Source organism: Brevibacillus reuszeri, from assembly GCF_002897295.1.
Lineage (GTDB): Bacteria > Bacillota > Bacilli > Brevibacillales > Brevibacillaceae > Brevibacillus > Brevibacillus reuszeri_A.
On the sequence record NZ_BEXF01000011.1, the window covers coordinates 192,179 to 217,881 of the forward strand.

Below are 25,703 nucleotides of genomic sequence, written 5' to 3' on the forward strand. Positions count from 1 at the left end.
CTGGTGGATTCCATACTCATGGCATGACCAGCGTCATCTCACATAGTCTTCTTTCAACATACTGTAAATCTCCAAATCAACAATCCCTTTTCCTGACCAGAGCGTTGCTTGTCTGAGTGTTCCCTCTTTGATGAAGCCATTTTTCAGCAGTACCTTCTTGGAGACTTCATTTTGAGGCATCACTTCTGCCTGAATCCGGTTGATGTCCGCTTCTGTAAACAAAAAACGGATCAACAGATTTACGGCCTGAGTAGCTATCCCTTTTCCCCAAGTGGATTCAGCTAAAAAGTAGCCGATTGTCACTGCGTTTACTTTTTGATTGAAATCAAAGGCTTCGATAATACCCAGCAGTCGATTGGGGGTCGCCTTCGCGAATATTCCCCACTTGACCCTCGTCTTTTTGCTATAGTCTCTCTCAAAATGCCCAATCATGTTTTTTACCGTAGCTTTATTATGCTTGGGAATGATGCCGCAGTATTCAAATACGTTGTCATTGCTGTAGATTTCAAAAACTTTATCGAGATGCTGGTCTTCGATCTTCTTCAAGGTCAATTCTTCTGACTGAAGGACTGGAAATTCTTCGAAAATAGCTTGTACTTTCATCCCCATGGTCCACTCCTTGTTCTTTTTCACGCCCTATTCCATACCTGCCATTCATGTAAGTACGGATGGCTTGTGATTAATCGTTTTGCTCGATCGCTTGCAGCGGGTTCTTTTGGTGTACCACCACGTCTAGCGAGCAATAGCCATCTCAGGCAAGCTAACGCTTCAAAAACGTCAAGGTCTTTGGGACAAATATCAATTTCTGATAAATACGCGGAGCGAAATGCCTCTGCAGACCGCTCTGAAATATATATTTTTTGCAAAATAAACGTCCATGCAAAATCGTATCGGGGGTCACCTAATTGTCCGTTCGTCCAATCGATTACAGTACATCGTCCGTCTTCTTCCACTATGTTTTCGAAATGAAAATCGCCATGAATCAGTCGTTCTTGCTTGAATTTGACTAACGAAAGAAGAGAATCTAGGGCCTGATAAATATCTTGATGTTCACCTGCCCCTGGGAAAAAATAGTCCAGAAAATCGTACTTCGGGAGCCCTAGCTCTTTTACATCCATTTGATGCATCTGGGCTAATAGATTTGCCATATGTACCATGAGCTGTTCATTTGCTTTGCGTATGGGCGACCCGTTAAAGGTAGTCAGCAGCATCTGATGGGAGTTCGAATTGATTCCCCACCCCACTGGCAAAGGGACTGAAAATCCACGCTCTACAAGGGCGTGCACCAGATGGAATTGAAAGCGAACATCAGGTTTGGACTCTTTATTCCATACTTTTAATACATAGCTTTCATTTTCTGAACTGATCTTTATCACTTCGGCTTCCAATCCCTGATTCATAGGATGTACAGTTAAGATGTCTTCTTGGCTTAGCAGCTCGTCCAGCACCTCATTTTTTTCGATCCAATGTACTCTGCTTAAAGGAGCTTCCAATCAGATTCCCCTTCCGTTTAAATGCGCTACCAAAATTATACATGGTCTAGTATTTCTTCTTTCACAATTTTAGCTGTACCAATCCCAGCTTTTCCCCTGCCTTCGCTAACTACAACTGAATCTCAACCCTAGTCCCATGCCCTTCCTCACTATGAATCGCAATCTCACCATCATGTGCCTGAATAATATCATTCGCTATGGCCATTCCGAGTCCGGAGCCTTTATGCGCCTCTCCCGTATTGGTCCCTCGATAATAACGGTCAAAAATTCTATTCAGTTCTTCTTTCTTGATCCCTTTTCCATCATCTTGGATGATCATGTACGCTCGTTCTCTCATTTCGATTTTCACAACGATTTTTACATCGGGGTCATTGTGAACGATCGCATTGTATATTAAGTTGGTAATCGCCCTCCTCAGCAAAATTTCATCCGCCTCTACGGATATGTGCTCTTCCGTTGGCTGAAATTGTATTTGTCGATGGGCGTATTTTGGATCATTCACTATGTCGATCACGATGCTTCTCAGCAGTGTCACCAGGTTAATGGTTTTCTTCTGAATAGCTAGTTCTTTATTTTTCAAGCGTGTCGTCAAATGCAGGTCTTCCATGACCTCTTTTATATAGAGTGACTTTTGCTCAATAATCCCTGCATATTCCCGAATTTCATCCATGGTAAAATCGTAATCCGGGTCTTTGATCATTTCCGAGTACCCCTGGATCGAGGCAAGCGGTGTTTTTATATCATGGGAAATGTTTGCGATCCATTCCTCTTTTAGCTGATCCAATTTCTTTCTTTCCTTCTCGTTTGCTTGTAACTGGGTGGATAATTGATTCACGTTATCAAACACATTCTCATAAATCCCTTGCGATTGCATTGGAATAAAGAACTGATGATTGGCCAAGTTTTTGATCCCATCAATGAGAGCGTGCAGTGGCTGAGTGAGGCGCTTGCTAAACATGTATCCAATCCAACAGGCAATGAGAATATCGATGACAAATATGACGCTTCCAATCTTGAACATTTGGAAAAGAACGTGGTTGTCATAAGAAAGGACATAGCGGTTTAAATTTGGGTTTTCGATCCCAATGAAATAGCTGTAATGTCTGTCTCCGCTACCTTTTTCTCCAATAAAAACAGTGGTGTCCCCATTCACTTCCTTATACTTGTACATCTGAATGATATCTGTTGGCGTATATTTGGTCTTGACACCTTCTGGAACTCGATAATCGGCAATTACCTTTCCATTTTCATCCATAACCTGCAACCATGCATTCTTGGCCAGCAGCTCATTTTTCCCTGCTTCGCTAATGGTCACGACATGATCTACAATTTGTATCCGATTCTGAAACCCCCTCGTAAATTGCTCAGGAGATGTTTCCTTTTCCAGAACGATCGGTATATCGAATCCCAGCTGAACAATTAACAAAGCGAACGAAATGAATACATTCATGAAAATAACGAGTACTACAACCAAAACAACCGACAGCAAATACCTTCCTGTTAATTTCCATTTCATCGTTTATGAATCCTCTACCGTTAATTTGTACCCTAAGCCTTTTATCGTGATCAAATACTTTGGCTGGGAAGGCTGTTCTTCAATTTTTTCCCGCAATCTCCGAATATGCACCATGACGGTATTATCAATGCCCGTAAAATCCTCTCCCCAGACCGTATCGTACAGCTTTTCCTTACTGATCACTTTGTTGACGTTCTGGAGGAAAAACTTCATTAAACCAAGCTCCTTCGGTTTTACATCGATGGGCCTGCCGTCCTTTAACAGCTCTGCTTTTTGCGGGTTCAACTCAAAAGGACCCGCTTTTAAAATCGGATCTTCAATCGTTTCTGCTACGGCATAATCGGCTCTTCGTAATTGTGCCTTCACGCGATAAGCAAGCTCTTTGGGGCTGAACGGCTTGGTTATAAAATCGTCTCCCCCGATGGCAAAGCCCAAAATTTTATCGATTTCTTCCGTCTTGGCAGATACGAACAAAATCGGTACTTTGGAGACGTTCCTCATTTGCTTGCAAAGCTCATAGCCTTCTCCGTCCGGCAGCATGATGTCTAATAAAACCAGGTCTGGCTTGCCCGCTTGAAATTGCAGCCATCCTTCTTTTGCTGTCGTTGCCGTTATGACATTCTCTATCCCTTCCTTGATGAGGACCGTTTTTATGAGCTTCAAAATATCTTCTTCATCATCGATAATTAAAACCTTTTTGCTAGACATTCCATGCTGCCTCCTCTACTGCCCAAACCTTTTTATGTGAGAGTATGCCTGAGCCTCGGGCATATATCAAGCTCGGTTCATGGCCCTTGTATAGAAGAATGCGCAAAAAAGCCATTTTCCAAGCCTTCCTGCGCATTCCGCGTTCAACTACTTTATTTTTTGCTTGCCATAGGTCATAAAGCGCCACATCTTTTCCAAAGGTCCCATGGTGAAAAATTTGAACCACAGACTGCTGAAGATGATTTGTACGATAAAAATCAGGCAGGCAATGATGACTACATTGACTGGAGAAACGGTTTCCAGCCCCATGATGGAAATGATCAGCGACCCGATAAAGCTTTGCGCCACATAATTGGTAAGAGCCATCTGCCCCACTCTCGAAACAGGCGTAAGAAAAGAACGAATCTGCTCACGCTCCAACAGCAAAAACAGGGAGCTTAGATAAAACAAGACAGCGGGAATAGTGCCAAGTGAAACGATCAGCTTCAGCTCATCTACTCCATTCTCCGCTGCAAACCAGGTCCAGATTGAAAAACCAGCAACGATCGGCAATGATCCAATCGCGACTTGCCTAATTTGATTTTTCCATTCACCGACTCGTCTGATCAAATCCGATTTTGCTGCAAGAAATCCCGCCAAAAACATAAGAAAGATCAACGTGGAATCGGCAACTATTACGTCTAGTACACTGGACAATAAGCCAGCTGCCCCTGTAAGCTTCAGAATCAACGCAAGCAGGTACACGCCTGTGATCCCCGCGAGCCATTTACAACCTGTCGCGACTTTTGCTCGGTAAAAGGGCAGTAGGAGAAACCCAATTAGCGCATAAAAAGGCAGGATCGTTCCCCAAAAGATAAATACTTGTACAACCCCGATGACAAAGAGTGTCAAAAGGCGTCGGGAGAATCTTCTCAATGGCTTATCTCCCCGCTTTTCCGCCCGTGAAGCGAAAATATAAAATCCAACGCCAAACAGGAACGAGAAAATAGAGAAAAACTTCTTTTCCACGAAAATGTTGATCAAAGTATCGATCACTGCATTGATCCCATTATAAACAGGGATTTCTACGCCTTCTGTCAAAAGGATATAGCCTTTCACATTAATAAACAGGATTCCGAACAATGCGAAACCGCGAATGATATCTAATGCAACGATCCGCTCTTTTTGCGGGATGGATGATGTGCTCATTTGCTTTTACTCCTTTCTTTCTTGCAGCTTTTCCATGACTTTCTCTGGCAGCTTTTCTTTTGTCACTTCCTGATAAGAGGTCACACCCTTGCCCTCTTTCACGTACAAGCTCAAATACGCTTTTACCCGAAGCTGCTTGTCCGCATTAAACTTCAAAGTGGTTTGCGTTCCGTCTTTATCAAAAGCCGGCAATTCATATTCATATCTGACCAATGTCTCTCCATTGCCGACTCTGTCTGTCAGTTCCTTTCCTGACCCTTGGATCTGCGTATAAAATACGTCTGCGCCAATCCGGTTTAGGTTTACGTTTTGAATAATGAGCAGACCGCCAAGTAAGATGGCTACGATCCATACACAAGTGATGATGTTATTTTTCATGTCTCTCTCCCGTTTTTTCGTGTTTGCTTCGTACTCAGCTGATTATAGCCCCCTGCACCTTACAGCGTTTTAATCCGAAACTTAACTAAACCTTAAAAAAATAAAAACAGCATATCTCTGAGATGAGATTTGCTGTTCGTAACGAATTTTTAATTCCAATTATCGATTCTAAGACTGTTCTACTTGCTCTTGCTCTCTCCGTTGCCAGCTCGTGAATACCAGGGTTAATGCAACGATGGCGAGGATCACCCCCAGCAAACGAAATCCCTCAGCGCTAAGCCTATCTCCCATTACAATGCCGAGCAGCAGTGAAGAAAGAATGGTGCCCAAGTATCTTGATGTCATAAATAACCCGGAGGCCACACCAATCATTTCTTTCGGAGAGCTCTTGAACAAGGCAGCTTGCATGCCGACATTGTTCAACCCGTTGCTAATGCCAAATGCAGCTAATGCCGAACAAACACTGACAACTGGTGAATTTTCATTCAATGTCACGATCCACAATGATCCTAGCGTCATCAATATGGCAGAAACGAGCAATGCTGGCCTTGGACCTGATTTATCGATCCATCTCCCGGCTAGTGGAGACACAACGAGTGAGCACAAGCCCAAGCTCAACATGAGCAGCCCTGTATCTACCTCGCTGACATGACGCACCATTTGCAGATAGGATGGGAAGCCGAAAAAAAGCGAGTAATAAAGCAGATTCACGAGTATGAATTCAACATTAACCAAAGTCATCGCAGGATATTTCGCAAATGCACGTACAGGAATAAAGGGTGATGCCGCCTTTAACTCATGTCGTACGAAAAACCCTAATGTAACGAGGCCAAGCAGCAAGGCAATGACAACCCCAAATGAGACATGCCCAGATGATGTTGCTGACAACAATCCAATGAGGACGCTAACTAGCCCCACCGTAAAAAGCAGAACCCCTGGCCCATCGATGAACTCTCCCCATTTTCGTAAGGACATGCCTTGTGTAGTAGATTTTGGCGGTGCGTCATCTGGAATATACCTCGACGCAAATAGAAAGCTCGCCACCACAAACGGAATATTGACGAAAAAGATGGCTTGCCAATCCCACCAATGAAGCAAGATACCGCCGACAAAAGGCCCAATCGCTGCGGCTCCTGATAGGAACATGGACAAAACGGACAACGCAGTCGCCTGTTTTTCCGTGATATGAACACGAACAATCGCCATCCCTACCGCAACCATCATGCTTGTTCCAATAGCTTGCAAAATGCGGAACACAATGAGCCACCCGAAGCTGGGTGAGAATGGAGCTGTTAAGGATGCTACAGAGACGACAGCTAGCCCCGTAAGGAATATCTTTTTGCGGCCAAATAAATCGCTGGCCTTGCCCATCACAGGTTGAGCGATACTGCTTGCAATGTAGAAGGTAAAAATAATCCAGGAAACCTGCGTAAAGTCAAGGCGGTACACATGCTGCAGCCTCGCAATCGCCACTGCAATCATCGAAGAATTTAAAGGGTTGAGTAGTACCCCCAGTCCAACAGAAATTAACAACCACCTGCTGCGAGCATTCATTTTCGGTCCCCCTAAAGCTTGTTGAGGATAGCGTATATGATATCTCACATTTACTCCAACGCATTTTATGCTATGATTTCATTGACTGAAAGGAATGAGTGGAGGGGAACTCGATGAAGCTTCTTCAATTAAAATATTTTCTTGCTGTCGCTCGATCAGAGCATGTGACCGAAGCCGCAAGAAGTTTGCACGTGACACAATCGTCTCTAAGCAAAACGATTCAACGTCTAGAAGAAGATCTCGGGATGCCTTTATTCGATCGAATCGGAAGGAAGCTGCGGTTGAATGAGTACGGAAGTAGATTCCTTCGCCGTGCGGAAAGGGCTTTGTTTGAATTGGAACAAGGGAAACAAGAGATTCGTGATTTATCCAGCCCGGAACACGGCACGCTTGAATTGGCGGTCACGACCGCAAGCACGTTACCACACATCCTTCGAGAATTTCGAAAAAAACGACCCCATATCCAATTTCATGTGCAAATGCTGAGCACATACGAAATGGTTAAGGTGCTTCAAAGAGGCGAGGTCGATTTTTGCTTGTCCTCACCTCCCATTTACGAGGATGATATCGAGTGTCAAATCGTGTTCCTAGACCCTATTCATGTAGCGGTTCCGAAGTCGCATCGGCTTGCAGACCAAAGCAGCGTAGCCTTGGCAGAGCTGGCAGATGAATCGTTTGTCGGTGTAAAGAAAGGCTACGGTACACGTGATTTGGTCGAGTCGATTTGCAAATTGGCTGGGTTTGTACCCAATTATGTGTATGAAGGAGATGAACCTGCCAGGCTGATCAGTCTTGTAGAGGCCGAGATTGGAATAGCCTTCATCCCAAGTACGGCAGCCTCTGCACACGAAAAAATCAGCTATCTTCATGTAGAGGATCAGGAATTGGTACGGGAGATCGCTTTGCTTTGGCATAAAAGTCGGTACATTTCGCGGGCTGCTCTGGAATTTCGAGAGGTAGTTGTCAGCTATTTTGAGTCGATATCCAAGGAAATGAATGACACCTCCAACTGTTAAGTGAAACCAACAATTGGAGGTGCCGCGATAAACCCGCTTTTGGTCAAAACCATTCTCTACCCATGTCTCTACATTACTTTTCAAAAAGATAAAGCTTCCCATTTTCCGCATGCTTAAACGTCGGGCCCTTAAATCCCCTTTTAATCAGCTCTTTTCGCATAAACATCATAAGAGCTGCATGACTGACGATTAACACATTCTCTTTTTCTTGGGAAATAGCCTGATCAAGAACCTCATTAATTCTTGATTTAGCTTGTCTAATCTCTTCGCGAGTTTGGCTGTTAAAAAACATAGAAGATCGAATAAGAATAGCCCATGCAAAAAAGGGAAGCTTTACTCTCATCGTAAATCTAGGTGGCGGAACTTCTTGTAGCTCTGCCATTTTGCATATCGGCCCTTTATATATGATCTCCGCTGTTTTTACTGCTCTCGGCAAATTACTTGTGAAGCACTCATCCCATTCAATTCCTTGTAGGTCCGTATATCCCTCTTCAATCTCTGCTTCATCATAGGTTCGGAACCATTCATTTAGTTCATCTGCATTTATTGGTGTGCCAGTTGGATACTCTTGCTTTACCTTGTAATGCCTTACTAAACCTATTTTCACTTCAGTCATCCTTCCAAGCATAAATTTTTACTGTCATAAGGCGAGCACTCCTATGAATCTTCGTCCTTTTTAGGGTTCTTCGCTTGGCCTGGCCCCGCATTTAATACAGAAAGAAATCCGATTACAGCAAAAGCGATACCCACAAAGTATCCATGATTAATAGAAGCTCCTAATGAATCGCGAAGGAACAAATGAATAGCTGGATCAATCTGTGTGGTGGCCTGCATTACTATTTCAGGGTTTAGTAGACTCTCTATTTTATCAGATGAAATCCCTTGTAATGGCTCTCCAGCTGTGATGATCGTTTTATAATTTTGGTTAACAACAGCAGCCATAACAGACGCCCCCAATACTCCCCCCATATTCCTGCTGAAACCAACGATTGAGGAAGAAATACCGATATATTTTTTGTCAACGGAATAGGCAATCGCGTTCTGTGCAATGCTCATGAGCGGTCCAATCCCTGCAAAACCGAGCAGGATCATGAGTAATGTCAGATGCAAGGTTGAGATGGCAGGAGACAGGTTCGTTAAGAAAATGCTAATGCCCAAGCAAGCCAGCATGGAGAATGTCATGAGGGCACGAAATGAAAATTTGGTTTGCAGCATCGCAAATACTACGGCACCTGCCATTAAGGAGAGCATCAATGGTGTCAAAACACTATTAGCGTTCGCGTGACCGAGTACAGCCACCGCAAAGATCGGTAAATAAGTAATCGCACCAAACATAATAGCCCCTTGTGATAGACAGGCGATGCAGGTCGCGACCACCATGCGATTCTTAAATAAGATCAGAGGGAGAATGGGTTCCTGTGCCTGACGTTCAATGAAAATAAAGGATACTCCGACAACGATTGAAACAACAAATAATCCGATAATTTGCCAAGAAGACCAGGCATACATCTTGCCACCCCATTCGAGTGCAAGCATGATCGCTATTGATGAGATGATCAATGAAATGGTTCCTAAATAGTCAATCTTTGGTTTCGCTTGTGAGCGAGATTCTTTGAGTGAGACGAGGAGCGTCACTAGAGACAATAGACCGATGGGAATATTGACATAAAAGCACCAGCGCCATCCCAGAAGCTCAGAAAGCAAGGTTCCGATTTGAGGTCCAGCAACCGAAGAAAGCCCGAAGATGCCGGCGAAAACCCCTGAAATTCGTGCAGTATATTTGGGATCAGAGGAAAGCGTAAACAGAATCGTGAAGGTGATAGGAAAAAGCGCCCCGCCACCAATTCCTTGAATCGCACGGAATGTAATGAGCTGTTCAATGTTTTGAGCGACGCCACATAGCGCAGAGCCGATTAAAAAAACGGTAATACCGATTAAATAAAACAGCTTTCGTCCAAAAAGATCTGACATTTTCCCGAAGATGAGCATCGTGCTGGTTGCCGCTAATACGTAGGCTGTAAAGACCCAGCTCATGCTTTCAAAACCGCCAATCTCCTGAATGATATGAGTAATGGCTGCTGAGGTGATCGTATTGTCCAAGGACGACATCAGCAGTCCCAACGCCATGGCGAGGATAATAAAACCGTTTCTACTACTGGATACTGACATAAAAATACACTCCTATTCTTGCGTGTGTTCATGAACACCTTGTCTTCCAAGGCGGATTATCAGAGGGAATCACCATAAAAATAATTATTAGAGAATGACACAGCAATGAATAGGTAAAGAATCGTTATAAATCAAAGTGTGCATGGATCTCTTCCTTTCGTTTAGCACAAAAAAAGGCAGCCACCTAAGTGACTACCCCTATATCGGAAGTATAAGCTTCTATTCAACGCTCTTCAATGACTCAATCATATTGATATTGGTTACTTTTCTCCTCAGCAGCAGGTTAGAAAGAATCGTAAGTACATAGGCAAGAATAACAGATACCAGCAGGACAAGCATATTTAATTGATCGGGTATTTGTTGATGGCTGCTAGACAGTGCCTTTACTACGATCGAGTAAACATAGCCACTTATCGGCAGAGCTACAATGACCGCAAATGTAGTCAGGATGATATTTTCAAAAAAGATCAGCCTGTTTATTTTATTTTTTTGATAGCCTAACACCTTTAGTGTTGCGAGCTCGCGATTCCTTTCATAAATGTTTATTGAGGATATCGTATAGATGGCGCCAAAGGAGAGGATGACAGCACTAATGATAAACATGATAAATACAAAACTATTTTGCTTCAAAATGTATTCAGCTGATTTCTTTAAATCATTCTTGTCTGTAATGGTATCTACATGCGGATCTTGTTCAAAGTAGCTGCGCACATTAATCCGATCTACAAAGCTGTCTGCTTCAACTAAAAGCGAGGTTGGACTGTAATCGATGTCGAAGCTCTTTAAATAGGCTGGTGTGCTATAAAACGACGGATTTGAATACTGGGTAGATATATGTAAAACCTTCATGTCTACCGATTTATTTTTTAGCTCTGGTGCTACGAATTTTATTTTGATGCTATCCCCTACTACAATCTGATATTTATCGGCATAGGATTTGGGTACGAGCACGCCATTATCCTCCAAAAATATCCGATTGTCATTGTCGTCAAAGAAATGGATGAGATTGTTTTCTTTTTCCGTAACAACGAAGGTGGCCTTTTCTTTTGCATCATTTTTGATGAATTCAACAGGATAGGTCGCTAAAGAATAGCTACTTTTTATGCCAAAGGGTGGTTTAACCGCATTAGAAGCCGTTCCCACCGAATAATCTACTCGTAAATCATAGGTATAAACATCTTCAATTTGGTTCGCTACCTTTAGCAACGCCGTTTGTGTGCCAAAAGCCGTTATCAATAAAACAGTGCTTACGACAACACCAATTGAGCTCGCTAAAGCCTTTTGCTTATTTAAAAATATATTTCTCAAAATGAGCTTGTAGCTGTAGGAAATATGGCTCCAAATGCCCGGAATTCTTTCAATCCAAAGCTTTCTCATCTTCTTTGGCGGTTTCGGACGCATAGCCTGAGCGGCACGTTCTTTTAAGATGCTTCTACCACTGAAGTAACACGCCAGAATCCCAAAAGCACTGGAGAAAATCATCGGAGGAATGAAAGAAAAAACAGAAAGGGAGTAAGTAATGCCAGGCAACGAGTAGGCTCTTGCGCTCGACGCCGTTACGAGTGGAATAAACACAATAGCAGCAGTGACACAACCGACGACGGTGCCTACTATGCCGGCAAGCACTGGGTATCCCATGTAATGAAGCATGATGCTCCTGTTTTTAACGCCCAAAGCCTTCATAATACCGACTTGATTTCTTTGAGAATCGATCATCCTCGACATCGTAAGAAAGAGAATAATGGCTACAATCAAAAAGAGAATGAAAGGGATAACCTTGCTCATCAATTTATTATTATGTATCGTTTCATTTATTTTGGAATAACTAAAAGACCGTTCTTTGCTTACTTGGTTTACATAAGAAAGCCCTTTGGATTGTTCTTCAATTGATTTGCCTACTAAGTCAATATCGTAGCCTTCCTTTGCATCAATCATGATTTCATTGTAGGTAAACCCATCTGCGATTTCAGGTATTGCCTCTTCCGCAATATAAGCGATTCCGTACGTTTGATGGTCTTGTATTTCGTTCTTTTTGGCATGTTCAACATTCTCACCCAAGCCGCTAATGGTAAACGTAAAATCTTTTTCATTTGCTCTTAGACTGATTTGATCACCCACATGATAGCCATGTTCTTTTGCATAGTGGGAATCGAGTAAGATCTCCTCTTTTTTGGATGGAATCCTGCCCTCGATCATTGTAGGCGTATTGATTTCATTTTCGTACGGGATGGAATGAATTTTGATGGAAGCTTTGTAGCCATCAAAGGCTTGCGTGGCGTCAAAGGTATAGCGTCCCTCTATTTTTTGGATGCCCTCCACTTTGCTCAAAGCAGCCACATCATTTTGGGAGATTTGACTGTAATACACATTTAGATCGCTTACATGATGTTCTTTAAAATAAGCCTCCGTATAAGCACTAAGATTATCGCTATAAGTGACCAGCCCCGCATAGAAAAAAGCTCCTACCGCAATAACCAAAACAAAGGCAATAAATTGCCCGATCGATTGTTTGATATCTCTGCCTAATTTTAAAAATAATTTCATCCTCACCACTCGATCCCTTCAACGCTTTGTTTTTCCGTATTTATCGTAATGCTATCGATCCTTCCGCTTTTCACCTTAATCACTTTATCAGCCATAGGTGCAATCGCAGAATTATGTGTGACCAAAACGACGCATTTTTTCGTTTCCTTGTTCAAATCTTGAAGAAGCTTTAAGACGGACTTACCCGTCACATAATCCAAAGCTCCGGTTGGTTCATCGCAAAGTAAAAGCAAAGGGTTTTTGGCTACCGCTCTGGCTATCGCAACTCTTTGCTGTTCTCCACCAGAGAGCTGAGAAGGGAAGTTTTTGATCCGATCCGAGAGTCCTACTTTATGTAAAATATCTTTCGCATCCAGATGGTTTTTGCATACTTCAGTGGCAAATTCCACATTTTCCAGCGCGTTTAAATTCGGAATTAAGTTATAGAATTGAAATACAAAGCCAATCTTCTCACCGCGATATTGGGTTAATTTTTTTTCGCTCAATCGCGTAATTTCTTGATCACCCACAAAAACTTGACCTGAGGTAGCCGTATCCATCCCGCCAAGTATGTTCAAAATCGTACTTTTACCAGCACCACTTGCCCCCAAAATAACGACGAATTCTCCCTCCGAGATGGAAAAATCTACACCGTTCAGAGCTTTGATTGGCACTTCTCCTATTTTGTATTCCTTCGTTACATTTTTGAATTCGATTAACTTTTTCAATGATTACGTCTCCTCGAATCGTATTTTATGGTTCCGATGTGGCACCCGAGTCTGTAAAAATGCGGATATTGTCGCACTTGTCCCTAAATTCCATTATATACCAAACAGGAGCGGTTGAATCGTGCAGACGATGTATTTTGGAATCGGTCTCCAGACCGAGTTTGGTCAATATCTACTTCTAAAAACACCAAAAAGGATCGACTATCAGAAGAAAATGACCGCCGATCCTTATGCTACAGTTAGGTGATACCTTTATTTGACCATAAAAATCGGGGCAGACGGCTGAGTGTAGCGGGAAGAACGCTCACATGATCTTCTCCCGTAAATTTTATCCACTCCAGATGCAGCCCTTTGTCTACGAGCGGACTCAGAGCCTCGGCGACCTCTTCGGCACCTTTCAGCATATCCTCAAGTTCCTCTGCGCCAATGGTCAGCAAGAGATGACGCTGCTCCTCACCTTGCCAGTGTGCTTTAAACTGTTCCAGCTCCTTTAGCACCTCGTTATTACCCCACCAGACGGAAGGGCTACCAGAAGCATAATGTGTGAACAGATGCGGTCTCGTGAACAAGGCATGCAGCGTAAGCAATCCCCCAAGGGAATGTCCTACAATTAATTGCCGGGCGGGATCAATTGGCAATTCCTTGGCGATGGTGGGCATTAATTCTAACTCGAGAAAATCAAGAAACTGATCTGCCTCTCCAGTTGGCGGCCACGGCCTGCCACCCGGTCGCTCGGGAAGCGCTGCTCGGTCGACCTGCATCGTAAAGTCGCGGCAACGACGCTCCATATCAAATGGCTCTTTTGATGGATAACCAATCCCAACCACCAAAATGGGGTCATAGCCCTTTGGCTTGCGTGTCTGCAGCTTGACTGCCTCGGCAAGAGTCTGAAATAGCGCATCACCGTCCAATGCATAAATGACTGCGTATCCGTTTGGCGCCGGTTCTTCTGTTGGCGTGGCAATCAAAATCCGATAATCCAGATTCTTGCTCGATGTCATCTGATATTCAAAGCAATGCTGCGGGATATGAGGTCTTTCTGTTATTTTGCTCATGGCTGAAGGAACCTCACCACATCGTCAATCACTTTTCCGTGTGCAATAAAGCCGCCGCTCAGCCAATAGTCCTTTGACGTTTCAAATACGTGACCGTTTTTCACTGCGGGAACATTCTTCCACACTTCACTTTCACGCAGCTCATTGAAATAGCGATCTCCCTGATTGCCATCGTTGACGAGAAAAATATAATCAGCATCCAGCTCAGGCAAAATTTCAAAGGAAACCTCCAGAGCCCCGTCTTTCACTATGTCGCTTTGCTCGAAGCCCAAATCATGCTTCAGCACATAGCCGCTGAAATAATTGCTATTCATGAAAAACATGCCTTTTGCATTAAAACGAATGATCGCTGCTTTTTTCCCCTTTATTTTCCCTTCCAGCATTGCCCTTGCACTTGCAGCCCTGTCGGCATAGTTTTTTATCGCCTGCTCTGCCTTGTCCGACTCATCAAGCAGTTTTCCTAGAGTACGAAGTGAGCTGTTCAAATCAGTTGTTGCGCTCTTGAATACATACGTCGGAGCGATCTTCGCATATTTTTCATACGCACCACTCTCGGATGCATACGAATTGTGCAAAATAATGAGCTCCGGCTGCGAATCCAGAACCGCCTCAAAAGAAGGCAGCCCGCCAGCAAAGCTAATCTGCGGCACACTGCCGAGCTGATCCTGCAAATATTCTTGCGGGCTTACGCCGTTGGACCATTGCATCGTCGGCTTGATCCCCAGCGTAACCAGGGAATCCTCCATGATCGGGGCAAGGATTTTAGCTGGCTTGGATGGAAGCGTCACGTCATGACCAAGCTCGTCCTTTATCGTCAGTGGGTAGACGCTCGCTTTTTCTTCCGTATTCTTGGCCGCATCTGTCGACTTGGTCGGTGCTGCTGCCTCCTGTTTGGCGCCTTGCACGTTGGCTGTATTCGTGCTGCATGCGGCAAGCAGTCCTGATACCAGCACCAGGACCGAAGACACGACGAGCAACTTGCGAGTATTTCGCCGCCGCTGGTTAACCTTGTTTATCATAAAATGCCCCCTCTAGTGATAACCATTCTCACACAAAGGAATTATAAAGGCATCCCCCGTGTAACTCCATGGACAGGAACAGGGGAGGGGGCTGGATTTTTCCCTGTTAGCATCAGTGACGTTTCTTCAAGTATCCGATTGACCGCAATCGCCGAATATTCGAACCACGGATTGGAGGGGATGACATACATCTGCCCACTCTTGATGGCATTCAGCCCTCTCCACTGTGTGTGATACTGCAAGGAAAGCCAGAACTTTCGTGTATCCGCATCCGGGCAAATCAACATGAGCATCCGGTCAGGATTAATGTGCAGCAACTGTTCGAGCGTGATTGATTCATTGCATCGTTTCGTGAGCTCGGGAATCGTCTGCAGTGCCAGATCCCGATACAGCACGTCGCGAATTCCTCTGTTGCTGTAGAGAAAGATTTGCTCGCCTGAGATACGCAGCGTGACAAACAGATCATCTCCGACAGCGTGGCTTATACTCTCCCTAGCTTGAACAACTCTGGACTCATAAGCGTCAATCCAATGCTCACAAAACTCTTGCTTGTCTAGTACCTCCGCTATTCGTCGCAATTGCTCTGGCCACTTCGTCGCTACCATTCTGACGCATTCGATCCCCGAGGTCATAAAACGATCACGAATACGGTCATCGTGATCATGCTTTACAATCAGAAAGTCAGGCTTTGCGGCAATCAGCTGCCTGAAGCTTTCTTCCTCCCTGTCCATGTCGGGTCCGGAAGAGCCTACGCGCACCTTGATCCTGTCCCGGTAGTAATAGTGATAATAGGGGCTCCATTTGGGATCAAGTGGAGCTGCCACCGGGACGACGCCAAGCGCAAGCAGATTTCCGATGTCTGCCGAGGATGTGACGGCTACCCGCTTGCGGGCAGCCCTGCTGTATGCAGAAGGAGAGATGCCCACTGCCTTCTTGAACTTTCTGCTGAAATAAAACTCATCGGTGTAGCCGACCTTGCGCGCGACCTCATGCATATACAGATCCGAATCGCGAAGCAGCTTCTTGGCGTGCCCAATGCGCATCTCCGTCAAATAATCCATGACACTGTGCCCATATGCTTTCTTGAACGCTTCTCCGAAATAGTTTGGACTGAGTCCGGTCAACTGCGCCAGATCATGGATTGACATGGCTTTAGCGAAATGGCCAGCCATGTACGTACGAACCTCATCCAGTGACATGCGAGTAGTGGTGCCGTGCGCTTCGTTTTGGCTCTGCTCTTTTTTGGTCATACATCCCCACCTCCTGTACGTTTCGATCGTAGCTACCAAGTTACTACTCTCTGATATTGATAATCATTATTATAAATACTACATTAGTCCATTGCTCTGATTATGACAACCTTGGACAGTAATGCGCGGCGGACAAGCAAAAGGGGCAGTCAACTTAGTGACCACCCCTCTTCTTACAGTTGATTCATATTTTTCTCGGCTCACTCCGCAAGCCGTGTGTACTTCTTTTCTACATTTTCACCAGCGTCAGCCCTACCACAACAAATCCTAATCCCAACATAGCCTTCAGGGAAGGTACTTCTGCAAAAAACAAATAGGAAACGACGAGCAAGGTCGCAATTTCTATTCCTTTTCCGACAGCCATAACAACAGTCATATTGTTTAAATATTTGTATCCGATTTTAAATCCCACACCGAGTAAAAGGTTGACGATAAAAAAGACAGGCAGTACATACAGCTGGTACTTTACAATATCCGAAAAGCCATCCCCCATGTACTTCACCTGAAAGGCAAATACTGAATTCGCCAGCAAAAAGGCAACAATCAAAATTACACCGGATAGTAGCATGGCATCCTCTTTATCCGTTCCTTATAAATATCCGTCCTTCATCATGTTGGCGATCGGCGTGTCCATTTTATGAAACGAGTCTTTCGCTCTTTCCGCCAGCTCTGCTGCCGCTTCATGCGCTTTTCTCACCGCTTGCTTTTCATTGACTGTTAAAACCACGCGATTCTCCATGACGAACTTTCCGTCAATAATCACTGTCTCTACTTCGCTTCCTTTTGCAGAATAGATAAGATTCGGAATGATATTGCGAATCGGCTCCTGGATGATCGGAACAAGGTTGGGGCTGTCGAAATCAACAATGATGATGTCCGCCTTTTTGCCTTTACGCAAAGAACCGATCTCATGCTCCAAACCGATCGCTTTTGCAGAATCGATTGTAGCCATGCGCAAGACCTTCCACGATGGGAAAACACGCGGGTCCTTCGATTTGCATTTGTTTAATATTGCTGTAAATTTCATTTCATTAAACATATTGTTGCAATTGTTGCCTGGCGCCTGATCTGATCCAAGTGCCAATCGATTGCTTACCTCCAAAAACTCGGCTGCAGGTGGAACGATCCCGTCGATAATCCCGATGCTGCCTGAACACAGGATCATTGCGGCACCGGAGCGCCCAAGTACATGAGTTTCCTCGCGCGTGGCCTCTGTGAGGTGCACAGCCATGAGACGCTCATCCAGATACTGAAGCTCTTCTAGGAAAGGAATGCTCCTCTTTCCATACCGTTTTACCATTTGATTGATTTCCCGATCTCCCTGAGCCACATGCATATGAATGTTTGTATCATATTTGTTAGCCAGCTCTTTTATTTCGAGCAGGAGCTCTTTTGACATCATATCTGGCCCCTGGGGACCCAATAAGCAAGTGATGCGCCCATTCTCCCTTCCGTGCCATTCCTCGATGAGTGCAATATTTTCCTTCAGCTTTCGTTGTCCGATCGCCGGGTCGAATGTGTACAGCTCTCCCACTTTCACATCGCTCAGGTCATCTGGAAGCTCGTTCACCATATCGCAGACCCTTGCTCTTGTTCCAATCATGGCATGATTTTTTACAATCTCGCGCATCGGTTCGTCATAGTCGCAAAAGGTGGTCGTTCCCGCTTTAAGCCCTTCGATGATGTTGACCAAGGAACCTGCTACCCGATCTTCTGGTGTCAGCACTTTGTGGAAGGGCCATAACCCTTTTTCCATCCAATTGTCCGTATCTTGAGACAAACCTCTCAGTAAGGCGATTCCAGAATGGGTATGGGCATCGATGAGTCCCGGCATGACGACTTTGTGATACGCATCTACATAGCGGTGGGCTTTGTAGTTTTTTACTACTTCTGACGTTTCTCCCACGACTTCAATGAGATTGCCTTTGATCCCAACAGCACCATTTTGAATGGCACCTACGCCTTCCCCTTCCATCGTAATCACGGTACCGTTGTAAATGATAATATCCAGCATGTAAAAAAACCTCCTTTTAATTTCGTTCCATTCCGTCTTACACTATCGTTCCAACGCTTTGCTTTACACTTGCCTTCCTTCTCACTTTTTTGTTCAAGATCCAGAATACAATGACGATTAAAACAGCCTGTCCGAACAGACTCGGAATGGCTTGGCCTGTCATTCCTCCGATCAAAAATCCGCAGACTGTTGTCGCTGCAATAATGAGCGCATAAGGCAATTGCGTACGGACGTGCTCGATGTTGTCGCATGCGGCTGCCGTTGCGGTCATGACGGTGGTATCCGCAATTGGCGAGCAGTGGTTTCCAAACAGGCCGCTGCTGATCACCGCACCGATAACTAACGGAAGCGACAAATCAAGGCTGTGTGCCATCGGAATGGCAATCGGCATGAGAATGGCCCAAACTCCCCACGAGCTTCCGGTCGCAAACGAAATGAGAGCTCCAATCACAAAAATGCAGGCTGGAACGATACTGACAGGTAAAAATCCATCAATAAGCTGGGTAATATATACACCCACACCCATTTTGCTAGTGACAGAGCCGATCGACCATACCATGACCAGGATCAGGGGGACATTCATCATCTGTTTGACCCCTTTTACCCAATCATCTACAGATTGCTGAAAGGTTCGCAGACGAGTCACTATCGCCATCGTGGACGCCCCAACAGCTCCTGCCAAAAAACCGATGGAAATAGCAGTAACAATGTCTCCATTCAAGAAAGCGCCTACAAATCCGTTCTTACCAACCTCGCCCGTCCAAAAAATAACAAAGAAAATGCCGACAAAAAGAAGACACATAGGAACGAGGAAATTCCACAAGCTGGGACGATAGTCGGGAGGCAGCGGATTTTCCTCTTTTTCTGAGACCATCGGGATATCATTTTCTCCAATTAATTCCCCAGTCTCATCAGCCCTTTTTTGGGCTTTGTACATTCCGCCAATATCAAAACCGGTGAGCACAACAAAGGAAACCGTAAGCATCGCAAACAATCCGTACAAATTAAAAGCGAGCATATCAAGGTAAACCGACCATGGATTGTCGCTTAACTGGAGAGCGACAAGCTGGGGAGCAATCAACCCTATGATAAAGGGTCCATAGCTGCTGATGGGAGAAAAGGAAGCAAGCGGTCCGCCCATCGAATGAAGAATGTATGCCAGCTTTACCCTTGCGACTTTTACCTTGTCTGTGATGGGCCGCATCACTGTTCCCAAAATCAGAATGGGTTCTGTATAGGAAAACAAAAACGCGCATGCCCACGTCATCAGTTGAGCTTTTTTCTTTGTGTTAATTTTTTTGGTAATGATCCTGGCAAACGATTCGGCTGCTCCCGAAACTTTCAAGCTGTAGATAAATCCCCCGGCAAGGCAAACGAGAATGAGCAGCGATGCGTTTCCCTTATCACTGACAGATGGGACCACGAAGTCGGAAATGACTCGGATGAGCCCTTCAATCGGATTCCACGCATGGAGGATCGTAGCGCCCACCCAAACACCTGCAAATAAGGACAATAAGGTCTGCTTCGTTTTCAGAGCAAAGACAATGGCTACTAGCGGTGGTATGAGCGACAGAATACCGTACTCCATTTAGTTAACCTCCCTTATGATCGTTTGATCTTCCTACGAAAAAGTTGTTCTCTCTTTCGGAGATGCGGCTCCTTTCGTTGTCGAAAAATTAATTACATTTAATATAATAGCAATTTCATTGTGTAATTCAAGATAAAAATAAATATAATTAATTTTTTATAATCTATATTTATATTCTTTTTATTCAGCTAATTACATCGATACTTTTCCCAATTTGAGCGAGTCTTGCCGTACAATTACGATTCCGGCCTAGGTATCTGTCTGCTTCACTGCAACAAAAAACCCTCGTAGCCGACAACGTAAGCCTATCCATTCAGACAGACTTTCCTCATCACCACGAGGGGCACATACCGATTTTTTGTTCATGCTCGGCCATATCGCACATCAGCTTTCATCTACTGGTCCCCACGGCGTTCCCGTCCAGATGGCAACTGCGGGATCTTTTCCGGGATTCCGAAATGAATGGGGCTTGGTGCTGTCGAAATAAATACTGTCGCCTTGCTTCAAGACATATTTTTCATCGCCGATCGTAACCTCTATTTCTCCTTGCAAAACGATACCGCCTTCCTCCCCTTGGTGGGGCAGCAGCGGGACTTCTTCCCCGCGATCAGGGCTAACGGTAATTTCAAAAAACTCAAGCTTTGTACCCGTTAGTGGAGCCAGCACTCGATATTTAACATTCGGATGCCTCATCGTCAGAATCTCTTGCTCTTCCCGTTTGGAGAAGAAAACAGAGTTTTTTTTGATTCCCTCAAAAAAATAAGAAAGGGATACATCGAAAATGATGCTTAATTTCCACAACGTATCCAGGGAAGGCTTGGCTTTTCCTCTTTCCATCTGGGAAACCATACTCTGGCTTAACCCGATTTTTTCTGCCACCTCATCCACTGTCAAATTCGACTCTTTTCTTTTTGAACGAATTCTCTCTCCGATGACACCAATCGGGAGTGCAAACTGATGTATGTCATTCATTCCATTTATTTCCTCCTAATTAGGTTACCAATTTTTCACAAGGCAAAGTAGCAGACCGCAAACCACTACAGATAACCTTGTCCATCCGCTGATCAGCAGCCTAATCCGCATAACCACTTCACATATGTATTTAGGTTTATATCAATCAGTATACCATTTGTTAAGTGACGATAGCATTACGGTAAAAATAATGCTCCTCGTAAATGGAGAGCCAGAATGCCACTCGACAGCCTGGGCTTTATCCATACAAATCCATCTGTCTGACGAGTGATACCTGCTTTCCGTAAAAAAGAGTGCTGACCCAGACGGGTTCGAGCACTCCATATTCTTAGCTGCCTATGATGGCGCTTAGACTTCGTATCTATCAATCATCGTTTAACACCTTACATATTTGCGTTTGAAGCCAAGCTGGTTTTTATCTACTGCCTTTTGAATATTTTCAGAAGCGCTCAGAAACTTGCTTTTTCCATTGCCTTGCATGACCTCTACCGGACCTACGGCCTCTGCGGTCTCGACCGCCTTATCATGTAACGGCGTATAGGATACCGCCACGGTGTACATAAATTGATTCATCGCGTATTTCGCTCGCTCAGGAGCTTCGTGAATCGTATTTTTTACCGTCTCAAGCATACCAGCAATTTTGCTTTCCGAAAATTCATTATCCTGGCGATTCCCCAAAAGCCAGCAGTAACAGCTCCAGCCCCCTGACATTCTCAGCTCTTCGCCACTGGCGATCCATTTATCGGCAACCTCCTGAGCAATATCTGTTTCTGCCAAGGTTACGGCAACCACATAATCGGACAGCATGTAAAAATAAGCTGCATCTATCCAACGCTCAAAATCCGCCTCCGTCATTGCTTTTGGGTCTGCAATGATGCCGGCAAAGTACATGGCGTCGTAATTCCCTGTGGCGTAAAGCTGCTCAGCCAACGGTTGATTAATTTTTATCTTCTTCGCGATCGGTTTCATCTGGCCAGTCGCTACCCCAAAAAGCGGCTCATGGGCACCATTAGATACGTATATTTTCTTTGTTCGTTCCTTGCCCAGAGCTTCAAGCTCCTGCAAAACCGTTTCTACGTTCATGGTTTCATACTCCCTTCTTTTTTGGCGGTTTTACTCGAATCGGACACTACTAGGCTGCTCTAAAAAGCTGAACTCCGGTTCGACTTATAAAAGATGCATCTTAGCTTCTGCCTCGTCCCACGGCACCGAGTAGCCGGCTCCTTTGGCACAGAAGATCGAAGAGGAGGTATAGAGCGGATCTGCATCCTTGTTGTAGCCTTTCCTCTCAATCACTTCCTCCGCATTATGGCAAAGATCGTAGCCGCCAAACACACAGCGGATGCTGCCTCGTCCATGTGTAAAGGAAGCGAACTCGGTGCTGTAGTTCATGAATGTCGACACGGGCACCCTTCCCGTAATGACCGCATGGGTATCCGATGTCTGCGGCGGCTCAAACGTGCCTGCGAAGCGCTGAATATCAGACAGCACCCTCCCGATCTGCTCGATCCCTACTTTGATTTTAAAGTCATAGTACGGCTCCAACAGGATGTTATCCGCTTTTTCCAGCCCTTGTCGCAGCGCGCGGAAGGCAGCCTCACGGAAGTCGCCCCCATGAGTATGTTCCTTATGCGCAGCACCTTTTACCAGCGTAATCTTCATATCGGTAATCGGCATGCCTGTCAGCAGCCCGTGATGCTCGCGCTCGTAGAGATGAGACCCGACCAGATTCTGATAGTTATAGCTTAGATCATCAGGATGACATACGCTAGCGAAGTGAATCCCGCTGCCTCGATCCCCCGGTTCAAGCAAAAGGTGCACCTCCGCATAATGCCTGAGTGGTTCGAAGTGTCCATATCCCGTCACAGCAGACCGTATCGTTTCTTTATACAAGATTTCCGGTTGGCCGAAAGAAACAGCGAAACCGAAGCGCTCCTGCACGATCTGCTCCAGCACTTCTAACTGGATCAGCCCCATGACACGGATGTGAATTTCCTGCAGATTCTCTTCCCAAACCAGGTTCAGAGATGGGTCTTCTGCGTTCAAAATGCGAAATGCACCGAGCACCTGCTGTACGTGAAGGGAACTGTCGAATTGTACCTTCGACTGTAGCGTCGGCTCGGTCTCGTAAGCAAACTTATCTGCGTATTGCCCCACGCCTTGTCCAGCCTCTGCCTCAGACAAGCCGACGACTGCAAACAGATCGCCCGCTGCCACTTGTTCAACCGACTGCGTTTTGCTGCCGTTAACCGATAAGATTTGAGTAATTTTCTCCTCGTATCGATTCTCGCCGCTCTCATACCTAAGCAAATCCCGGACCTTTAGCGTACCGCTCAACGCTTTGATGAACGTTTGTCTCAGACCGTTTGCGGCGTACCGAATTTTATAAATCCGGCCCCCGAACGGAGCGGTTTCCTCATAAGACGCCGTTGTCAACAAGTGCAGCTGATCCAGGAATTCAGCTACGCCCTCATCCTGTAGTGCCGAGCCATAGGCGCAAGGGAAGAGACGACCCTCTCGTATATTTTCCTGCAAGGCACCTAGCCAAAAAATGGGGTCATCCATCCCCTCCAGAAAGGCTTCCAGCAAAGACTCGTCTCGCTCCGCCAGCATTTCCCGTAACTCCTCACCGATGATACCGCCCGCGAAGCTTTCCGTGATGGAACAGACATCTCCGGTCAACTGACGACGAATCTCCTCCATCGTTCTGTTTGCATCCGCGCCAGTTCGATCCGTTTTGTTGATAAAAAAGAACGTTGGAATCCGATGCTTGCGCAGCAGCTGCCAGACTGTTTCAGTATGACCTTGAACGCCTTCTACCGCACTGACAATCACGATCGCGTAGTCCATTACCCCCATCGCCCGCTCCATCTCGGAGGAAAAATCGACGTGACCTGGCGTGTCGATCAAATAATAAACGTCGCCTTTATAGTTCATAACCGCCTGATCGGCGAATACGGTAATTCCCCTTGCCCGTTCGATGTCGTGGCTGTCCAGAAAGGCATCTTGATGATCCACCCTGCCCCGCGACCGGATGCTGTTCGTATGGTATAAGAGCTGTTCTGCAAAAGTCGTCTTGCCCGCATCCACATGAGCAAACAAGCCAATCGTTAGACGCTTCATGTTATCCCTCTTCCGTCATGCTCGAACTAAAATTTCTTCCTTAATTAAAACATAATAGGTGGAAGTGGGACTAGGGCGGGCAAGCCGTGTAGACGTAGAACTAGATACTGTCAAAGTGTCAAAGCGGCTTTCCGTAATCGTGTTTACTATCATTATGCTCGGCTTGTACCACGCATCCCTATCAGTCCGGACGCTCACACGTAGCCGTGCTGCTTCAGCAACCTCCAGTGCTCAGCGTCGAGGCCTGACTTCATCGCCTTCAGCGGGTCCACCTCACCGGTATTGTCAACAAAGGTCACGATGAAATCGTCGGTCATTGGCAGTCCTGCCTTCTTTGCCATTCGGAGAACCTCTGGCGCCAGTTGTTTCAGAACACGCATCGCCGATGTGTTGCTTTGCTTCATGTCCATCAGTTGGACATGAAGCAGGCAAGCTTCCCGCAGCTCCTGGTCATCGAACCAATATTCGTGATCTTCGCCCTGCACGTCTCGGATTTCATCCGGCGCCCACAAGTAGTAGGGCACGTCCTCATCCCGCTCGACAACCGATTGCCGATAGGATTCCCGGCCCCAGACCAGGAACGGCGGCCACGCGGCGCCCAGATCCTCATGGGTATAGCACAGAAGCAGGCAGTAGAGCTTCTCATCCTGTGGAATATTAACTAGTGAGGTTTCAATGGCCTGTAGCAACAGCGATTTCACCCTGGCCTCGACGGTTGTAAGCGATTCCCCCTTGGGCAGGCGCAAATAGATGAGCCGTTCCTGACCCGTCGGTTGACCCTGATCGTCGGTGTGTTGCAAAACAATCCGTTCCAACTGGTCCTGTGCATTGTAGCTGAAGACGTATTGGCTGTACCACGGCTCATCCTCTTCCTGCCAGTGACGGCTGAAACTGCGTAGCAATCGGCCATCCTCGTACTCCATGAGCGTATCCGATCCACGGTAGCCCATGTGCAAGTGATTGGCTGCCAGTCGCCCATCCTGATAGCAATATTGTGTTACCGATCCGATGCTCACGTCATCGTTGTGAATGTACCACTGCACACCTGTACGCCAATCCACCTCGTGCAGCCAGACCGTTTCCTGTGTGCCGGGACCGCACTCAATCACGATGCGGCCTTCTGCATCCAAGCCATGTCGGACGTGCGATTTCGGGTTGGCACGGTCATCGGCAATCCATCGTGGATTGGAGCCGCCATACAGCTCACGGGCGAAGGGCATTTCAAAGGCCATCGATTCGGTCGCCCAGCGCCATGTAACGGCTTGAGTACGTGCTTCTGCCCTCAGCTTTTCCCATAAATTCTCGTTATCAAAAAACGATTTCAGAAACTCTGAAATGGCTTCATCGTTTAACATGCATTTTCCTTGTTCCATTGGCTCTGAGCCCCTTTAACTTAGAGATTGTTCTTG

Annotated in this window: 23 protein-coding genes; 2 read left to right on the plus strand and 21 right to left on the minus strand. The window is 45.6% G+C overall.

Annotated elements, in window-relative coordinates; genetic code table 11:
• Positions 1-33: 33 nt before the first annotated feature.
• From C3B52_RS18995 to C3B52_RS19025, 7 genes are all read right to left on the minus strand, one after another.
• Positions 34-603, minus strand: coding sequence for a GNAT family N-acetyltransferase (locus C3B52_RS18995; RefSeq protein WP_103108007.1), 570 nt, complete (start codon positions 601-603; stop codon positions 34-36).
• A 26-nt stretch (positions 604-629) separates the two neighbouring features.
• Positions 630-1,493, minus strand: coding sequence for a phosphotransferase (locus C3B52_RS19000; RefSeq protein ID WP_235615779.1), 864 nt, complete (start codon positions 1,491-1,493; stop codon positions 630-632).
• A gap of 109 nt (positions 1,494-1,602) precedes the next feature.
• Positions 1,603-3,009, minus strand: a complete 1,407-nt coding sequence (locus C3B52_RS19005; RefSeq protein ID WP_103107965.1) for a sensor histidine kinase — start codon at positions 3,007-3,009, stop codon at positions 1,603-1,605.
• 3 nt (positions 3,010-3,012) lie between these two features.
• The gene (locus C3B52_RS19010; RefSeq protein ID WP_103107966.1) at positions 3,013-3,717 is read right to left on the minus strand and encodes a response regulator transcription factor; all 705 of its coding nucleotides are present in this window, start codon (positions 3,715-3,717) and stop codon (positions 3,013-3,015) included.
• A gap of 147 nt (positions 3,718-3,864) precedes the next feature.
• Positions 3,865-4,905: a DUF418 domain-containing protein gene (locus C3B52_RS19015; RefSeq protein ID WP_103107967.1), complete on the minus strand. Its 1,041-nt coding sequence runs from the start codon at positions 4,903-4,905 to the stop codon at positions 3,865-3,867.
• 6 nt (positions 4,906-4,911) lie between these two features.
• Positions 4,912-5,283 (minus strand): YxeA family protein, encoded by a 372-nt coding sequence (locus C3B52_RS19020; protein ID WP_103107968.1) that lies wholly within the window; start codon positions 5,281-5,283, stop codon positions 4,912-4,914.
• Between the two features lie 168 nt (positions 5,284-5,451).
• Positions 5,452-6,837, minus strand: a complete 1,386-nt coding sequence (locus C3B52_RS19025) for an MFS transporter (protein WP_103107969.1) — start codon at positions 6,835-6,837, stop codon at positions 5,452-5,454.
• 113 nt (positions 6,838-6,950) lie between these two features.
• On the opposite strand from C3B52_RS19025, the gene C3B52_RS19030 reads away from it, so the two are divergent.
• Positions 6,951-7,853 carry a LysR family transcriptional regulator gene (locus C3B52_RS19030; protein ID WP_103107970.1) on the plus strand — a complete coding sequence of 301 codons (903 nt, stop codon included), beginning with the start codon at positions 6,951-6,953 and terminating at the stop codon, positions 7,851-7,853.
• 73 nt (positions 7,854-7,926) lie between these two features.
• Here the strand turns inward: C3B52_RS19030 and C3B52_RS19035 are convergent, their stop codons facing one another.
• The 4 genes from C3B52_RS19035 to C3B52_RS19050 form a co-directional block, all read right to left on the minus strand.
• The gene (locus C3B52_RS19035; protein WP_235615780.1) at positions 7,927-8,469 is read right to left on the minus strand and encodes a histidine phosphatase family protein; all 543 of its coding nucleotides are present in this window, start codon (positions 8,467-8,469) and stop codon (positions 7,927-7,929) included.
• A 41-nt stretch (positions 8,470-8,510) separates the two neighbouring features.
• Positions 8,511-10,022 (minus strand): MFS transporter, encoded by a 1,512-nt coding sequence (locus C3B52_RS19040; protein ID WP_103107971.1) that lies wholly within the window; start codon positions 10,020-10,022, stop codon positions 8,511-8,513.
• Between the two features lie 219 nt (positions 10,023-10,241).
• On the minus strand, positions 10,242-12,566 hold the full coding sequence (locus C3B52_RS19045) for an ABC transporter permease (protein ID WP_103107972.1): 2,325 nt from the start codon (positions 12,564-12,566) through the stop codon (positions 10,242-10,244).
• A gap of 2 nt (positions 12,567-12,568) precedes the next feature.
• Positions 12,569-13,273, minus strand: a complete 705-nt coding sequence (locus C3B52_RS19050; protein WP_103107973.1) for an ABC transporter ATP-binding protein — start codon at positions 13,271-13,273, stop codon at positions 12,569-12,571.
• 121 nt (positions 13,274-13,394) lie between these two features.
• Here C3B52_RS19050 and C3B52_RS37820 point away from each other — a divergent pair, with 121 nt between their 5' ends.
• Entirely contained in the window at positions 13,395-13,520 is a 126-nt protein-coding gene (locus tag C3B52_RS37820) for a hypothetical protein (protein ID WP_268811893.1), read from the plus strand.
• On the opposite strand, the gene C3B52_RS19055 is transcribed toward C3B52_RS37820, so the two are convergent.
• The 10 genes from C3B52_RS19055 to C3B52_RS19100 form a co-directional block, all read right to left on the minus strand.
• Positions 13,513-14,328 carry an alpha/beta hydrolase gene (locus C3B52_RS19055; RefSeq protein ID WP_103107974.1) on the minus strand — a complete coding sequence of 272 codons (816 nt, stop codon included), beginning with the start codon at positions 14,326-14,328 and terminating at the stop codon, positions 13,513-13,515. The two genes, C3B52_RS37820 and C3B52_RS19055, sit on opposite strands and share 8 nt — an antisense overlap.
• On the minus strand, positions 14,325-15,347 hold the full coding sequence (locus tag C3B52_RS19060) for an ABC transporter substrate-binding protein (protein ID WP_103107975.1): 1,023 nt from the start codon (positions 15,345-15,347) through the stop codon (positions 14,325-14,327). The genes C3B52_RS19055 and C3B52_RS19060 overlap by 4 nt, the downstream gene beginning before the upstream one ends.
• Before the next feature lie 41 nt (positions 15,348-15,388).
• On the minus strand, positions 15,389-16,597 hold the full coding sequence (locus C3B52_RS19065; RefSeq protein ID WP_103107976.1) for a helix-turn-helix domain-containing protein: 1,209 nt from the start codon (positions 16,595-16,597) through the stop codon (positions 15,389-15,391).
• A 229-nt stretch (positions 16,598-16,826) separates the two neighbouring features.
• Positions 16,827-17,165, minus strand: coding sequence for a hypothetical protein (locus C3B52_RS19070; RefSeq protein WP_103107977.1), 339 nt, complete (start codon positions 17,163-17,165; stop codon positions 16,827-16,829).
• A gap of 21 nt (positions 17,166-17,186) precedes the next feature.
• Positions 17,187-18,611 (minus strand): amidohydrolase family protein, encoded by a 1,425-nt coding sequence (locus tag C3B52_RS19075; RefSeq protein WP_103107978.1) that lies wholly within the window; start codon positions 18,609-18,611, stop codon positions 17,187-17,189.
• A 37-nt stretch (positions 18,612-18,648) separates the two neighbouring features.
• Positions 18,649-20,199, minus strand: a complete 1,551-nt coding sequence (locus C3B52_RS19080) for a Na+/H+ antiporter NhaC family protein (protein WP_103107979.1) — start codon at positions 20,197-20,199, stop codon at positions 18,649-18,651.
• A 384-nt stretch (positions 20,200-20,583) separates the two neighbouring features.
• Positions 20,584-21,171: a helix-turn-helix domain-containing protein gene (locus C3B52_RS19085; RefSeq protein ID WP_103107980.1), complete on the minus strand. Its 588-nt coding sequence runs from the start codon at positions 21,169-21,171 to the stop codon at positions 20,584-20,586.
• 375 nt (positions 21,172-21,546) lie between these two features.
• Positions 21,547-22,254, minus strand: a complete 708-nt coding sequence (locus C3B52_RS19090) for a DNA alkylation repair protein (protein ID WP_103107981.1) — start codon at positions 22,252-22,254, stop codon at positions 21,547-21,549.
• A gap of 84 nt (positions 22,255-22,338) precedes the next feature.
• Positions 22,339-24,294 carry an elongation factor G gene (locus C3B52_RS19095; RefSeq protein WP_103107982.1) on the minus strand — a complete coding sequence of 652 codons (1,956 nt, stop codon included), beginning with the start codon at positions 24,292-24,294 and terminating at the stop codon, positions 22,339-22,341.
• A 194-nt stretch (positions 24,295-24,488) separates the two neighbouring features.
• Positions 24,489-25,667: a hypothetical protein gene (locus C3B52_RS19100; protein WP_201264913.1), complete on the minus strand. Its 1,179-nt coding sequence runs from the start codon at positions 25,665-25,667 to the stop codon at positions 24,489-24,491.
• Positions 25,668-25,703: the final 36 nt, after the last annotated feature.